Annotated in this window: 16 protein-coding genes, 1 pseudogene and 1 riboswitch; of the genes and pseudogenes, 4 read left to right on the forward strand and 13 right to left on the reverse strand. The window is 45.0% G+C overall.

From position 1 onward, the window contains the following. Positions 1–157 precede the first annotated feature (157 nt). The 10 genes and pseudogenes from opuFB to gnd form a co-directional block, all read right to left on the reverse strand. Entirely contained in the window at positions 158–1,678 is a 1,521-nt protein-coding gene (gene opuFB, locus ACQCV8_RS00305) for an osmoprotectant update ABC transporter permease/substrate-binding subunit OpuFB (RefSeq protein WP_426842548.1), read from the reverse strand. Then, on the reverse strand, positions 1,675–2,640 hold the full coding sequence (locus tag ACQCV8_RS00310; protein ID WP_426842549.1) for an ABC transporter ATP-binding protein: 966 nt from the start codon (positions 2,638–2,640) through the stop codon (positions 1,675–1,677). Before ACQCV8_RS00310 ends, opuFB begins: the two co-directional genes overlap by 4 nt. A 347-nt stretch (positions 2,641–2,987) precedes the next feature. Then, positions 2,988–4,007 (reverse strand): ThiF family adenylyltransferase, encoded by a 1,020-nt coding sequence (locus ACQCV8_RS00315; protein WP_426842550.1) that lies wholly within the window; start codon positions 4,005–4,007, stop codon positions 2,988–2,990. Next, entirely contained in the window at positions 4,000–4,770 is a 771-nt protein-coding gene (locus ACQCV8_RS00320; protein WP_426842551.1) for a thiazole synthase, read from the reverse strand. The genes ACQCV8_RS00315 and ACQCV8_RS00320 overlap by 8 nt, the downstream gene beginning before the upstream one ends. A gap of 1 nt (position 4,771) precedes the next feature. After that, positions 4,772–4,975: a sulfur carrier protein ThiS gene (thiS, locus tag ACQCV8_RS00325; protein WP_426842552.1), complete on the reverse strand. Its 204-nt coding sequence runs from the start codon at positions 4,973–4,975 to the stop codon at positions 4,772–4,774. 4 nt (positions 4,976–4,979) lie between these two features. After that, positions 4,980–6,065, reverse strand: a complete 1,086-nt coding sequence (gene thiO / locus ACQCV8_RS00330; RefSeq protein ID WP_426842553.1) for a glycine oxidase ThiO — start codon at positions 6,063–6,065, stop codon at positions 4,980–4,982. A 14-nt stretch (positions 6,066–6,079) separates the two neighbouring features. After that, on the reverse strand, positions 6,080–6,676 hold the full coding sequence (locus tag ACQCV8_RS00335) for a thiamine phosphate synthase (RefSeq protein ID WP_426842554.1): 597 nt from the start codon (positions 6,674–6,676) through the stop codon (positions 6,080–6,082). Positions 6,677–6,831: 155 nt separating this feature from the next. Continuing rightward, a riboswitch (TPP riboswitch) is annotated at positions 6,832–6,940 on the reverse strand. Between the two features lie 49 nt (positions 6,941–6,989). Further along, positions 6,990–7,322 (reverse strand): annotated as a pseudogene (locus tag ACQCV8_RS00340) (CHY zinc finger protein). 296 nt (positions 7,323–7,618) lie between these two features. After that, entirely contained in the window at positions 7,619–7,909 is a 291-nt protein-coding gene (locus tag ACQCV8_RS00345) for a hypothetical protein (protein ID WP_426842555.1), read from the reverse strand. A 207-nt stretch (positions 7,910–8,116) separates the two neighbouring features. After that, on the reverse strand, positions 8,117–9,019 hold the full coding sequence (gnd, locus tag ACQCV8_RS00350; RefSeq protein ID WP_426842556.1) for a phosphogluconate dehydrogenase (NAD(+)-dependent, decarboxylating): 903 nt from the start codon (positions 9,017–9,019) through the stop codon (positions 8,117–8,119). Positions 9,020–9,253: 234 nt separating this feature from the next. Here gnd and ACQCV8_RS00355 point away from each other — a divergent pair, with 234 nt between their 5' ends. From ACQCV8_RS00355 to ACQCV8_RS00365, 3 genes are all read left to right on the forward strand, one after another. Further along, on the forward strand, positions 9,254–10,444 hold the full coding sequence (locus ACQCV8_RS00355) for a glycosyl hydrolase family 18 protein (RefSeq protein ID WP_426842557.1): 1,191 nt from the start codon (positions 9,254–9,256) through the stop codon (positions 10,442–10,444). Between the two features lie 14 nt (positions 10,445–10,458). Continuing rightward, positions 10,459–11,007 (forward strand): DUF3231 family protein, encoded by a 549-nt coding sequence (locus ACQCV8_RS00360; RefSeq protein ID WP_426842558.1) that lies wholly within the window; start codon positions 10,459–10,461, stop codon positions 11,005–11,007. A 435-nt stretch (positions 11,008–11,442) separates the two neighbouring features. Next, the gene (locus ACQCV8_RS00365) at positions 11,443–11,730 is read left to right on the forward strand and encodes a DUF3817 domain-containing protein (protein WP_426842559.1); all 288 of its coding nucleotides are present in this window, start codon (positions 11,443–11,445) and stop codon (positions 11,728–11,730) included. Positions 11,731–11,773: 43 nt separating this feature from the next. Here ACQCV8_RS00365 and sspJ read toward each other — a convergent pair whose 3' ends face one another. Both sspJ and ACQCV8_RS00375 read right to left on the reverse strand, forming a co-directional pair. Beyond that, positions 11,774–11,932, reverse strand: coding sequence for a small acid-soluble spore protein SspJ (sspJ, locus tag ACQCV8_RS00370; RefSeq protein WP_426842560.1), 159 nt, complete (start codon positions 11,930–11,932; stop codon positions 11,774–11,776). Between the two features lie 321 nt (positions 11,933–12,253). After that, entirely contained in the window at positions 12,254–13,003 is a 750-nt protein-coding gene (locus ACQCV8_RS00375) for an alpha/beta hydrolase (protein WP_426842561.1), read from the reverse strand. Between the two features lie 138 nt (positions 13,004–13,141). Between ACQCV8_RS00375 and ACQCV8_RS00380 the strand changes: the two genes are divergently transcribed. Continuing rightward, the gene (locus ACQCV8_RS00380) at positions 13,142–13,801 is read left to right on the forward strand and encodes a type 1 glutamine amidotransferase domain-containing protein (RefSeq protein ID WP_426842562.1); all 660 of its coding nucleotides are present in this window, start codon (positions 13,142–13,144) and stop codon (positions 13,799–13,801) included. A gap of 1,018 nt (positions 13,802–14,819) precedes the next feature. Here the strand turns inward: ACQCV8_RS00380 and ACQCV8_RS00385 are convergent. Further along, on the reverse strand, positions 14,820–15,161 hold the full coding sequence (locus ACQCV8_RS00385; RefSeq protein WP_426842563.1) for a DUF3243 domain-containing protein: 342 nt from the start codon (positions 15,159–15,161) through the stop codon (positions 14,820–14,822). Between the last annotated feature and the right edge of the window lie 31 nt (positions 15,162–15,192).

Here is a 15,192-nt window from a genome sequence, read left to right on the forward strand (position 1 = left end):
CGTACTATAGGAGGATAACAGGGATTTGCATTAGACAGAACTGGTTAATTGGAAGGGAAATCCAGTTTGTGAGCCATTTCCATATATTTTCCTGGGTCCAACTCCTTTGCGGGCGGTCCGCACCAAAAACAAAACCGCGCACTTGCGCGGTTTTGTCTTATTCTTCAATTAGATTTTCTTTAACAAGAAAGTCTTTCGCTGTTTTTTCCGGTGATTCACCTTCAACATTCACGAGGTAGTTCATATTTCTCATTTCATCGTCTGTAATTTTTCCTGCCAGCTTGTTTAGTGTTTCTTCAAGCTCCGGATATTCATCCAATGTTTCCTGCTTCATCAGCGGAGCTCCCTGGTACGGAGGAAACAGGCCTTTGTCATCTTCAAGTGTCAGCAGATCATATTGTTCGAGTTCGCTGTCTGTGGAATACGCATCAATCAGGTTGACTTCCCCGGATTCAATCGCCGCATAGCGAAGCTTAGGTTCCATCGTCGTGACGGAAGGAAATTTAATTTCGTACAGCTCCTGAATCCCTTTGTATCCGTCCTGGCGGTCCGAGAATTCGAGCGTAAAGCCTACTTTCATATTTTGTTCCACTTGTTTAAGGTCAGAAATGGCTTTCAAATCATATTGTTCAGCTGTATCTTTAGGTACAGCCAGTGTATACGTATTATTGAATGCCATAGGCTCTAGATAAGCCATACCGTATTGCTGCTCCATACCATTTTTAGCCTGCTCGTATACGGATTTTTCATCTCCGCCTTCAGGTTGTTCCTTTAGAAAAGTGGAGAGGGCTGTGCCTGTGAACTCAGGATAAATATCAATTTCACCCGTTTCAAGCGCGTTAAAAAGGAAGGATGTTTTTCCAAGGCTTGGCTTCAGCCCGACTTCCAGATCTGTATCCTGCTCAATGAGCAGCTTATACATATTAATAAGAATTTCCGGTTCCGATCCAAGCTTTCCGGCAATGACGAGATCTTTTTTCCCTGATCCAAATGCTAAGGGAACAGCAATAATCAAGACAACAATAAGAGCGATGATGCCGCCTTTTTTGGCCATGCCTTTTGTTGAAGCTTTTTCAGCAACGCGAAGCAGGACATCAAAAAGGATGGCCAGCAAAGCTGCCGGTATAGCACCGAGGATAATCAGCATATTGTCATTTCTGTCTATTCCAAGCAAAATCAGTTTCCCCAGTCCTCCGGCTCCTATAAGGGCTGCGAGGGTAGTGGTTCCTACGATAAGCACCATCGCTGTCCGGATTCCAGCCATAATCACAGGGAGTGCAAGGGGAAGCTCGACCTTAAATAACCGTTTACGGTTGTTCATTCCCATCCCTCTTGCTGCTTCCACAAGTGAAGGATCTACTTCTTTGATTCCTGTATAGGTGTTCCTGAGAATTGGAAGCAGGGCGTAAATAACAAGAGCAATTACAGCCGGAACCACCCCAATTCCTACTAATGGTATCAATAAACCAAGCAATGCAAGTGAAGGAATGGTCTGCAATACAGCTGTAACACCAATAACTCCTTCAGCAAGCTTTGTTCTGCGGGTTAGAAAAATGCCAAGCGGAATGGTGATGACAACCGCAATAAGAAGGGCAATAAAAGAAATTTGAATGTGTTCAAGCAGAGCAGTCCAAAGCTGATCCTGTCTTTCCAGGAAGGTGGTGATCAATGCGTTCATCGGACACCCTCCATTCCCAGCTTCTCAGCCAGGTATTCCATCACGATTTCAGGAGTCACAATTCCGATAATGGTACCGTCTTTTTCAACCGACAGCGCTTGTTTTCCCCTAAGCTGTTCTACTGCTTCTATTACAGGAGCGTAGTAGGATATAGGGGGATGTGGAAATTCTTCTGGAGCAGGCTGGAAGGAAGCATGCAAATCGCCGACTTTTGCTTGGCGGACCTTCTGTTCAGGGACGGCACGAGAGCCGATAAATTCCCTTACAAAGTCATTTGCTGGCTGTTCAATCAGCTTTTGAGGTGTGTCGGCTTGAATGACTTGTCCATCTTTCATGATGGCGATTCTGTCCCCAAGCGCAAGGGCCTCCTGCATATCATGGGTGACAAAGACAATGGTCTTTTTAATGCGTTTTTGCAAGTCTGCAATATCTGTTTGCAGCTTTTCCCTGCTGATGGGATCAAGAGCGCTAAACGGTTCATCCATTAAAATAATATCAGGGTCTGCCGCCAGAGCCCGTACAACCCCAATTCTTTGCTGCTGGCCTCCGGAGAGCTCACTCGGCTTGCGGCTTCTGTATGTTTCAGGCTCTAAGCCAACCATATCAAGCAGTTCATCCACACGTTTATTAATTTGGTCAGGTGTCCATTTTTTCAACTCCGGGACAATAGCGATGTTCTCTTCAATGGTCATATGCGGAAATAACGCAATTTGCTGAAGGACATATCCAATGTTCCAGCGGAGCTCGTGTATTTCGTATTCCTGTACATTTTTATCCTGAATAAAAACCTTTCCGTCCGATGGGTCAATCAGACGGTTAATCATTTTCATCGTTGTCGTTTTTCCACACCCGCTCGGACCGATAAAAACAAAGAATTCTCCCTTTTTAATTTCTAAATCCATTGATTGTACCGCTCTAGTTCCGTCCGGATATACTTTAGCAGCTTTTTCAAACCTGATCATTTTCTCACCTGTTTCTATGTATAATTTCTAAAACACCTTACTTATTACCCGTTTCCTTGATCCGCTAAGCTGCAATTTAATTTAACGGCTTTGTTACATTTGGCAGTTGATTCCCGCTGCAGGCGTTCGCTTATCCAAGGGCGGGCGGTAAGCTTCCCCGCCGCTTTGAACATGCATGCGGGATCTTACTTGTCCCGCTGCTCCCGCAGGAGTCTCACGCCTTCCGCTCCAATCAACAGGTGTTAATAATCAACACCATGCTTTAGCATAGCCAATTTCATTATGTCTTTAAGCACATTGTATCATTACAGGCAAAAAAGGAACCAGCAATAAGCTGGTTCCTTAACCTATCCGAAATACTGGCTGTATAATGATCTCGCCTCATCTGGATTTTTTGTTCCGTGAACGAGAACTCTCCCATCTTTAAAAGCCACCAGCCTGACTGGTCCTTTTGAAAAGGATAGCAGAAACTCATTGGATGAAAGGTTTTCAACTTTGCCGGCCAGCCTGTCTGCCGTCTGATTTAAACTAAGCTTCATATCTTTTGGAGGCCTTATCTGGACGGTATCCCTTCCGCAGAGTACAGCTGTGCGAGCCATGTTCTCATCTTTAAGATAGGGGAAGTGAGGAGACCTGCCGCATGTAGGACAATCTGCTTTTTTCATTTTTTCTATCTTCAGAGCTGAATAACTGTTATTCCATACATCAAAGGAATAGAGCTCAGTTTTTACGGCCCTGCTGTTTCCAGTTAGAATTTTGAGTGCCTGGGCTGTTTGATGAGAAACGGTCATCCCTACGGCCGGGGCAATGATACCGGAAGTATCACACGTTTCTCCGCCCATCGGCATTGCGCCCATTAAACAGGCAAGACATGGGCCATTCCCCGGGATAAACGTACAGGACAGACCGTAGCTGCCTACACATGCTCCGTAAATCCAGGGGATTCTATGCAAATGGGAAAGATCATTTATCACCCATCTTGTTTCAAAGTTGTCGGTACCATCCATAATGAGATGAGCATCTGACATCAGCTGCTCAACAGAAGCAGGACTTGCGTGCATGACATGGGCTGAAATTTCAGGAAGATGGTTGATCTGCTGCAGCCTGGACTTTGCCGCTTCCGCCTTAGGGAGCTGTTTTCGCACATCCTCTTCGGTAAAAAGCTGCTGGCGCTGTAAATTGCTTTCATCCACATAATCCCTGTCTATTATTGTAAGCTTGCCTATTCCTGCCCTTACTAAAGTTTCAGCAATCCCGCTTCCTAAGGCTCCGCAGCCAATTAAAACGGCATGTTTGGATGAAAGCTTTTTCTGATCTTCCTCTCCATTGGGGAAGAATAAAGTTTGTCTTGAATACCGGTCAGTCAACAGGGCTCATTCCTTCACTCGGACTGCTTGCGGATGCATACCTTTTTTTAGGGATTCTTCCGGCTTCATAGCCCAGACGCCCTGCTTCAATGCCGAGCTTCATAGCCTCAGCCATTTTAACAGGATCCTCAGCGCCAGAGACTGCTGTATTCAGCAGAACTCCATCTGCACCCATTTCCATAGCAAGTGCCGCATCAGCAGGGCTGCCTACTCCGGCGTCTACAATGACCGGAACGACGGCTTGTTCAATGATTAGACTTAGGTTTAGAGGATTGACGATTCCCATTCCGGATCCGATCGGTGATGCTCCCGGCATAACCGCGTGCACTCCGATCTCCTGAAGCCGTTTAGCTAAAATGACATCATCCGAAATATAGGGCAGAACGATAAACCCTTCTTCCAGCAAAGTCTCACATGCCTTCATCGTTTCAAACGGATCCGGAAGCAGCGTCTTAAAGTCCCCAATGACCTCGACCTTGATCATCGTACACAGCCCTGATGCTTTTGCGAGCCGGGCAATTCTAACGGCTTCTTCAGCCGTTTTTGCTCCGGCCGTATTTGGGAGAAGGGAAAAACGGCTAAGGTCCAACTTTTCCAAAAGATTTGGCTGGGAGCTTTCAAAGATATCCATTCTTCTAACCGCAAAGGTCAGGATTTCAGATTCTGACACTTCAATGGCTTTTCTCTGCATATCGAAATCAGGGTATTTCCCAGTCCCGAGCAGCAGTCTGGATGAGAATGACAACGGTCCGATTTTCAGCATATTATCCGCCTCCTACAAATGTAACGATTTCATAATGGTCTTCATGTGCAACTGCTTCTTTTTTATACCCGCTGCGCTGAAGGATTTCGGTGTTTTTTTCAATCACAATGGTTTTTTGATCGATGCCAAGATGCTTTGTTAAATCCTCAACATTTCTGATTGATTCCGGTACTTCTGTCCAGCTTCCATTTACTTTGACCTTCATTTACTTACCTCCCGGTTGTTGAAGCCGTTTTTGTGCGGATAAGCTCCGCCATTCTTTTTCCAGCTGCAGGACTGAGTAAAATTCCGTTCCGGTAATGGCCTGTACAGGCGAAAAGCCCTTTGATTTCGGGATGTTCTTCCATGCAGGGAGCCCCTTTCGCACTTTGTGGCCGCAGTCCGCTCCATGCCTGTTCAAAGCTCGCATGGACAATCGCCGGCAGCAGCCTTTCCGCTGTCTTCAGGAGATGCAGGATGCCGGATGCAGATACTTCCTTTGAGTAATCCCTTTCCAAGACAGTCGCTCCAATTAAATAACGCCCGCCCCGTTTGGGAACAATATAAAATCCATTTTTATACAAAGGGGTCTGAAGAAGCTTTTTCTTGCTTAAAACACTGATCATTTCTCCCTTTACCGGATATGTTCCTTCTAATGAAGGAAAGAGGGTAAGAAATGGAGCACTCCACGCGCCTGCAGCAATCACAACCTGTTCAGCATGAAAAGTGCGTCCATTAGCTTTTACACCCGCGACCCTCCCGTTTTCAATCAGAATCTCATCAGCTTGTGTATGTTCATAGATATCCGTGCCATTCTGCAAAGCACCCTGTTCAAATGCTTTCGCAAGCGAAGGCGCGATCACATGGCCGTCCTTAGGGTAATAGACACCGCCTTCGACAGAATCAGATAGAAGCGGCTCCCTCTTTTTCATTTCTTCTTTTGACAGCAGCTCACATGGCTCCCCTGTTTCCGTTTGCCAAATGGCTGTTTTTTTAAGCTGGTCGAGTTCCTGCTCCGTTTCCGCAACCTTGCAGATTCCCTTTTCCTCATAGCCAATATCAATACCTGTTGCTGATCTTAATTCCTCGGCCAGCTCAGGAAACATCGCTCTGCTCTGCCGCGCCATATCAAATAGAGGATCATATTCATCCCACTCAGCTTGAACACCAAGCAGTCCTGCGGCTGCCCGCGAACTTTCCTGCCCAGCTTTCCCCTTTTCCAAAATCAAGGGTAAAAGGCCTTTTTTGGATAGCTCATAAGCAATGGAACAGCCAATCACCCCTCCGCCGATGATGCATACATCATAATGTTTCATGCCAGCGCCTCCTTTCAAAGGTTGTTCGCCTCTCTGTATTCGCAGGCGGCCTGAACTGGATCATCACGGTCCCAGATTCCAGACATCACCAAAAACCCTTTCACCTTTGCATCGGACAGCAATGGAAGGTGGGCAGGCTCAATCCCTCCAATAACCAGAACGTCTATGCTGAGGAGCTCTGAAAGCTCCCTCGCTTTCCCGATTCCTTGAGGAGGCAGGCCTTTCTTGCTGTCTGTAGGAAACAAATGCCCAAACAAAACCGAGTCCGCTCCTTCATTTTGCGCCTCTAAGGCTTCATCAAGAGAATGAACAGACCGTCCGGCATGTATAGAAGGAAATGTTCTCTTTACAATGGAAGGGGACAGATTCCTGTATCCGAGCTGCACTCTTCTTACCCCTGCAGCCGCGGCGATATCCGGGCGGCCGTTTACTATTAATTTTTCAGAGGGCACACCATTCCGGATAAGCTCCGCTGTTCCTTCATAGATTTCCATTTCCGTTTTTTCCTTCTCCCTTATATGAAGAAAATCGATGACGGAACCCGCTTCCTTCATGAATTGAGCAATAGCCGGAAAAGGCATCCTTCCATTCGTTACTGCATGAAATTCCATGTGCTCCCCTCCTTCTCCCAATACAAACTGCGGCTTGCTTCGCCAGATCAGCTTAAGGGTTCACGCACACCGCTTCTCTCAGACGTAAAGCTCGCTCGTCCCGTAAAATAAGAAAAGCCCATTCCGCGCAGGGAAATGGACTGAAACATACAGCAATATGTACAGAGCCGCTTCCCTCCGCTAGTACGAACTAGATCAGGTATAAGGGTCAAAAACTTCTGCGTTTTTCTCTCAGCCGGCTCACCGGCTCCCCTAGCAAACTTTCATTTAATATTGGTAATATTCTATTATTATACCATTACAGGGAAAAATATCAAACCGTGCCGAAATACAAATGTGCATGAAGACTGCAGCCCGGATTAAATCCTGCTTTGCAGGATGGGCAGTGTGAGCCGCAATTCATGTATTCGTCCACCGTCAGCTCCAATCCGCATTTTCCGCACAATACCGCGTGCTAATCAAACTTTTCTGCAGGCCAAACTTCCGGTGAATGGTCCGCATGCTCTGAATGGCACAAGTGGCAAGGGTAATACTCCTTGCAGCAGTAAAACTTGATGGCTATAACATCGAGCTCGCTATTGTAATGCGTGCAGCGAGTCTCCCCGTCTATTATTGAACCTTTAACCTGAACATGTTCATCCTGCATTCCTGTGATCCCTCCGCTCCTTGACATGTATTTTACCATACAGCAAGGGGCAGTCCGGTAATCTCCTTTTTAAAATGAGTTTCCCGTGGCTGCCTTCACTCCAAGGATAAGGGGAGCAGCGGTGCGGACGGTGTAAACTCCTCCTCTTTTCATGACAGGGCGGTCTCACCTGAGCAGCTTCCCCACCGACTCTTTATAGCGTAAATTTCCCCGCACAGAAAACCCCCGATAAGCTCTAGAGCTTATCGGGGGCTTCCCGCTATCTACTGCAAGCAGTTCTTATAAGACGGTTCGAACTACTGCTGTTTAGAGTCATTGTAATACTGCACACTGTATTGCGCACCTTCAGAAACCATTTTGTTGTCTTCTACATCCTGAGGATCCGGGTTTCCCGCTTTATCAACCGGAAATTTTTCATCTTCTTTATTTTTATCCTTTGAGAACATAGACACAACCTTGCCTTGAGCTTGCTTCACTCCGTAAGAAAGCTTCGCACGTCTAGATTTATCCTTAAGATAGACGGTAGCTGCAACTCCTGCTGTTGATAGGGCAACTCCTGAAATGATTAATCCATTGCGTTTATTCATGGGTGATTCTCCTTTCAAGGCATTTTTTATATGGTAATTAGTAATTAAAGTACCCCGCTTCCATTTAGTTAAACATCCGGTTTTAGTATAATTCACGTATTTTTTAAGAGTCTGCCTGTACCATTCATGGCTGCAGACAGTCCTAAAGCTGCCATCAGCAGATCGGCGGTCAAAAAAAGCTGACCCGGATTAGGGCCAGCTTCTTTTTTATTCTTCCGCTTTTACTACGGCATGTCCTCCAAATTCATTCCTTAAAGCAGATACGACTTTACCGTGGAATGTATCGTTCTCCTGAGAGCGGTATCTCATGAAGAGGGACATGGCTATCACCGGTGCAGAGGCCTGAAAGTCGAGTGCGGCTTCCACAGTCCATTTCCCTTCGCCTGAAGAATTCATGACGCCCCTGATACCCGAAAGCTCTGGATCTTTTGAAAATGCATTTTCCATGAGTTCCATCAGCCATGAACGAATGACAGATCCGTTGTTCCAAACTCGGGAAACTTCTTTATAGTCATAATCAAAATCACTTTTATCAAGAATTTCAAAGCCTTCCGCTATTGATTGCATCATGCCGTATTCCACGCCGTTGTGCACCATTTTAAGGAAATGGCCGCTCCCCGGCTTGCCCGCATGAAGATAGCCGTTTTCAACAGAAAGGTCGCGGAACAGACCTTCCACTTGAGCAAACGCTTTCGTTTCGGCGCCAATCATCGTACAAATTCCGTTTCTGGCTCCTTCGGTTCCGCCGCTCGTTCCACAATCCACGAAATAGACACCTTTTTCCTTCAGTTCCGTCCCCCGTCTGATTGTATCTTTGTAATTTGAGTTTCCGCCATCGATTACAATATCTCCGTCCCCTAAGTAACCGGATACCTCAGCCAAAACCTGTTCTGTAATCTCGCCTGCCGGAACCATCATCCAGATAATTCTAGGAGATGGAAGTTTTTCTGCAAGCATTTGAATGCTGTCCGCCGTTTCTACCCCTTCGGCCCGGATACTTTGAAGCGCTTCTGAGCTAACGTCGTTCGCAACAACTCCATACCCGTGTTCCTTCATATTTAGAGCGAGATTATAGCCCATTTTTCCAAGTCCGATTAAACCAATTTTCATGATGCTGCCTCCTTCAATCTGTAAACCACTAATATGTAAAGCTCCTTTACTACTATACCATTTTTCCTCAATTATGAACGGGAAACTTATGGAAAAGAAATCTAATGCTCTTTCCCAAAAATGTATAAATAAACATGTGAAAGACAATCTAATAAAAAGGATCTTCAGATGAAGCAAAGGGTTGGTCCGGAGCGTTTTAAAGCTTTCACCACAAAGAAAACTGGAGGGATTCGAATGAAAAAGATAGCCTTTTTCCTTCTTGCACTGATTATGGTTTTATCCGGGTGCACGGGCAATGGCGAAAATGCCGGCGATAACAATCAAGCTCAAAATAAAATGATGCGTTCAGGAAATGAAGTGAATGAAAAGCCGCGTGTGGATCAAATCAGTACAGCCAACAAAAAAACAAAAGACATCAACCAGTCTGAAACGGAATTTAAGAAACGGCAAATTGAGACCATCGGGTTTCTGGAACCGGTCGATGCAAATGCTGCGGCGCAAGAAGTTCGAAATACAGGAAATCTTCTATCATATACCGCCTTTTTCAGCTATCGCGTAAAGGAAGACGGCAGCTTAATCCCCTTAAACGATAAAAAGCCGCTTACTGCCGTTAAAAATTCTAAAACTGTTCCGATGCTCGTCCTGACAAATTTCATGGACGGAAACTTTTCACCGGATATCGCCCATAAGATTTTCACAAATAAAAAGGCCTCTGAAAAATTAATGTCCAGCCTTATTGCCACGATGAAAGCTAAAGGATACAAAGCATTGAATATTGATTTTGAACACATTCGTGAAAAGGACAGGGAGCTTTATAACGGTTTTCTTGAAACGATCATTCCCCGTGTGCAAAAAGAGGGCTATCTTGTTTCTACTGCACTCGCTCCTAAAACTAGCGATGATCAGGCAGGTCCGTGGCACGGAGCCCATGACTATAAACGGCACGGGGAGCTTGCGGATTTTGTGATATTAATGACGTATGAATGGGGATGGTCAGGCGGCCCTCCAATGGCGGTATCTCCCATTCATCAAGTGAAAAAAGTCATCGATTATGCTTTGACCGAAATACCGAAGGAAAAAATTGTAATGGGCGCTCCTCTTTACGGCTATGACTGGGTTTTGCCTTATAAAAAAGGAAATCCCTATGCAAAGCGGGTAGCTCCTCAGGAAGCAGCGGATCTGGCTGTAGCGAAGGGCGCGCAGGTTCAGTTTGATAACAAAAGCCAATCTCCTTATTTTCATTACAAAGGCGATGACGGAAAAAAACATGTAGTATGGTTTGAAAATGAGCAAAGTGCACGGGCAAAATTCAAGCTGGTCCACGACTATAAACTCCGAGGAGTTGCTTATTGGGTGCTCGGAGAACCCTTCCCCGAGAATTGGGAATTACTAACCGAGTTATTTACTATTAAGACACCTAAATAAGGGGATATAAACATATGGCAGGAATCTTTGAATTTATCAGCAGTATTCTTAAACCTGAATTGGATGGAGAGCCAAAACCACCTTTGCACGTTGGCGAGGTTATGACTTTGTGGACCCTTTATACGATGTACGAAGAGGCAAAATCCTTTTATGGCGTTTTCCTGAATATTACGACGGATAAACAGCTCATCCATTCCATCGAGACTGCTAAGAAGGATACGCTGAACGGCTTGGAGCAGATTAAGGAGTTTTTGAAGAAGGAAGGGGTCCCCCTTCCTCAGGCAGGACAGGAGGATAAACCAAATTCGGAGACTTCAGCTGTTCCTGCAGGTGTCCGGTTTACAGACAGTGAAATGGCTAATTTTATCAGTGTCAAAACTGCAGCTTACGTCTCATTTATGGCCACCTCTCTCGCACAATCGATCCGGACGGATGCGGCAATGATTTTTGCTGCGCATTTAATGGCGGTTATTAAATACGATGCCGCTTTAAAGTCGATGATGATTCAAAAAGGGTGGCTCAGAGTTCCTCCCTATTTTGAACCTCCCGGCCTGCCTAAATAGCTGATAAACTGGAAAGCTTACGCCTTCCAGTTTTTTTCTATCGCTGACTTCTCCCGGCTGCTTTTGGTTTAATAACATATACGTGAGCAGCAGCGTAGCAGAGGTTACTCCATATACCTTCTCTAAAGCACCATCAATCAATTGGGCGAAAAGACTCACAAAATAAAAAAAAGGTCCTGAACGGGGTGTGCATTCAGGACCTTCGGCTGACCGGTCAGTCTTAAAAGTTTTTATAAAACAATACTAACCATACCGGAACCTTTGAGGATTGATCATTGGGATAAGATTAGTTTATTCAAACAATTACGATAATTCAACTGAGTTTTAACGACAGTGTTTTCTGTGTACGTATTGTGACAAATGGACAAATTGAACATAATTTGTCCTCATGATTGTATATAATGTAGCTAGCTGATAATGAAAGGAGCCTGTCAAATGATATCCACCCCTATTAAAAGACTTCGTGTAATCGGTACAATAGAAGGATTATCCTTTATCATCCTGTTAGCGATCGCCATGCCTCTAAAGTATATGGCTGATATCGCTATGGCTGTTACCATCGTTGGATCCCTCCACGGACTGTTTTTCGTTTTATTCATACTGGCTGTTGCCAATGCCGCATGGAGCCACCGGTGGGGACTTATCAAAATTGGAGGAGCACTGATTGCTTCCATCATCCCTTTTGGAACGTTCTTCTTGAACAAAAAACTTCCTGAAAAATAAGAAGAACGGGTCTGTGGAAGCCCGTTCTTTTTTACGCCATCCTTTAGCGATGGTTATTCTTTTTCTTTTCAACCGCCTCTTTCAACGGATCTCCCTGCAATGCCTGTTCTGCATCTGAAAGAGCAGACTGAAGAGCCTGGCTGTCATTGTGGCTTTGGTGTGCTTGTTTTTCTGATTTGTTCTCTTTGCCGAATAAACCCATATCGCTCACCTCCCTGTCTGTTGAATCTTTATTAATATGAGGAAATGAGGCTGTAATTATACAGGGCAGCGCGGGAAAGGCAATTTTCGGCAGGAAGAAGTATAAGGGAGGAGCCTTAATCAAAGGTTCAACCATATTGCAAGGAAAGGATCGGGTTTATAAGAATGGCTTAGCTGGAAATGGATTCCTCTCTGTTTCGTTTTAAGAGCTTCGAGAGCCCGGGGTGTGATTTACCATTCGTCTCACCAGGGTGTGCATTGAACCCTGCCCATCCTGTCAGGCACTCTGTCAATTATTTCAGAGGGCCCCTCATAACCAGTTCTATTTCTCCCCGATGCTGTCTTTACTGATCCATTCCTCTAAATACCGGACAATTTGATTCTGCTGTTCAATAGCTGGTATATTCGCTTCCATATCCCCTTTTTGCGGTCCATAAAGACCAAATTGAGCATGGTTCCCTCCCCTGATTTCCTTAAAAATTGCATCCTTAGGAGTATATGCTTTTGAGTTTTCAATGTCCTGCGGGGAGGTAAGACCATCATTCGTTCCGTAAATGGACAAGACGTCAAGCCCGGTCTTTTTTAAATTGGCAGACTCGGCAGGGTAGGAGGCAAGGAAAAATACCCCTTTTACACTTTCTTCGTTTTCTTTAGCGTAATTTGCTGCTGCCACTCCCCCAAGAGAATGTCCGCCAACATACCAATTTTGCACGTTCGGACGGGCCCTTCGAACATCATCTGCTTTTCCGGTTCCGAAAATGGAAAAATGAAAAGGCATTTCTGGGACAGCAGCGGCTATGCCTCTATCAGCAAGCTCCTGAGCTATGTACGCGTAAGCTTCAGGCTCTACTTTTGCTCCCGGGTATAGAATCACTCCAGCAGAAGGTTTTGAATCGAAAGGGTCAGCGAACAAGATTTGATTTTGCTCTTGAATCCGGTTCTCATCTACTGCTTTCAACAGTTCATCTGAAGGGGTGTAGGTAAATCTCGACCAGATATAAAATCCTGCTGCCAGCATTACACCAGCAGACAGCAATAGGATAAGGAAAACCTTTGCATATTTTTTCATCATGCATCTCATTTCCGGCTTTTTCTTCTTATTCTAACCAAGTTTCAGGCATTCAGGAATTGAAATGCAAAAAGTACGGTTAAAAAGAGAGCTTTGAGGTTAAATATACTATGTAACCAAAACCCTAGGAGGGATTTTGAGATGAAAAAGATATTAATGGTTTTAACAAACTCAAGCAAAATTGATGAAGAACATGAAACAGGCCTATGGCTCGGTGAATTTGCAGAGCCATATATTGAATTTGTAAACAGCGGATTCCAGGTTAGCGCCGCAAGTCCAAATGGGGGAAGAATTCCGATCGACCCGAACAGTGTTCAGGAAACTCCTCCGGATGAGTGGGAGGAAGCCATCTCGATGCTGCAAAATACGGAAGTACTCTCTGCACTAAACCCGCAGGACTTTAATGGAATCTTCCTGCCTGGCGGACATGGGACGATGTTTGATCTTCCCGATGATCCTTCCCTTCAAAAAGCCCTTGCACACTTTGCTGAAAACAATAAAGTGATTGGTGCAGTATGCCATGGCCCGGCTGGATTTGTCGGAACTAAGCTTTCCAATGGAAAATTCCTGGTAGACGGTGTCAGCCTGACGGGGTTTACAAACGAGGAAGAACAGCAGACCGGTTTAGATTCACTTATGCCGTTCCTACTTGAGTCGAAACTGAGGGAGCAGGGTGCCCAGTTTGAAGGGGCTGCAGCCTATTCCGATCATGTTGTCACAGATACACGATTCGTAACCGGCCAAAATCCTCAAAGCAGCAAATCAGCAGCCAAAGCTTTTGTAGAAGCACTGAATACTTGATTCTTTATATCTTGACTGAGAGCCGAACGTTCGGCTCTCAGTTTTTTTATGATGGCGGGATTAGCATGGGTCCTGACTATTCAGTGTGTTCGGACAGAAGCGGGTTTTGGTGAATTTTATCGTAAAGAAGGCAGATCCAGGTTACCATTTGAGCTGACCGGCCTAACATGAACGGAGTCTGTCGGATTTTGTCGAAAAGTCTTTATATTGAAAGTACGGACAATAAAATGAAAGTTGAGACAATAAAACCAAAGTACGGACAATAAATTTTGAGTTCGGACAATAAAATCCAAGTTCGGACAATAAAAGCAAAAATTACGGAATATCTGCGGCCCGGTGCTGCTTATATACATAAACAGAGGCGGAATATGGGAACATAGCTCTCCTTGGAGTGAGTCTGCGCACTCATCTGAAGCAATGATAAAAATGCAACTATTCGATAAGAACCTCTCAAGCTTTTCTAGAAGCACTGAATCCCTGATCATCCACCTGTTAACTGAGAGCCGAACATTCGGTCTTCAGTTTTTTTGTGAAGGGGAGGTCATCCGTACGTTAAAGAAGGCAGATCCAGGTCAGCATATGAGCTGACCGGCCTGACAGAAGCGGAATCTATCGCATTTTGTCGAAAAGTCTTTATATTGAAAGTACGGACAATAAAATGAAAGTTGAGACAATATACTCCAAATACGGACAATAAATTTTGAGTACGGACAGTAAAATCCAAGTTCGGACAATAAAAGCAAAAATTAGGGAATATCTGCGGCCCGGTGCTGCTCAAAAATATAAAAAGAGGCGAAACAAGACCCCGTTATCTACCTAATTTCTCCCTGGAATGAGCCTGCCGTCACATCTGATGCAGGAAAACCTGTAATCCGCCTTCATTTTCCGCAGCAGCTTGCTCCAGGTGTAAAAACCCCCCATTTCCTGTGGGGAGGTCACCATCCACACGCTTTCAGCAGAATTGTCTCCTCAAAAAAAACGGCTGACCGTACTCATTTTTACGGTCAGCTGGAATACTCTATTCTTCTTCCACCATAGTCAAAAGCATGTGGGCCAGTGCATGCTGCTGGTCTTTGTCTCCGGATTTCCATAGTTCTTTAAGAAGATATTCTTCTCTGTTTTTCGGTTGCACGTGTTCTGCCAGATATCCTGCGACCCGTTCTGTTGTTTTGGCCAGCTGTTCTTCGCTAAGACCGATTTTCTTCCCTACCTCGACCTTTTCACGCAAGTATGTTTTAAAGCCTTCAAAGCTCTTTAAAATTTCTTCCTGCTTATCTTCTCCGATCCGGCTGACGACATCTTCGATTTCACCTGGATTTACTTCCCCTGTTCGATCAATCATATGATTTTTTTCAGACATAATGAATCATTCCTCCTTTGATATGCTATAT

This window comes from Metabacillus sp. 84 (assembly GCF_050107715.1).
Lineage (GTDB): Bacteria > Bacillota > Bacilli > Bacillales > Bacillaceae > Metabacillus_B.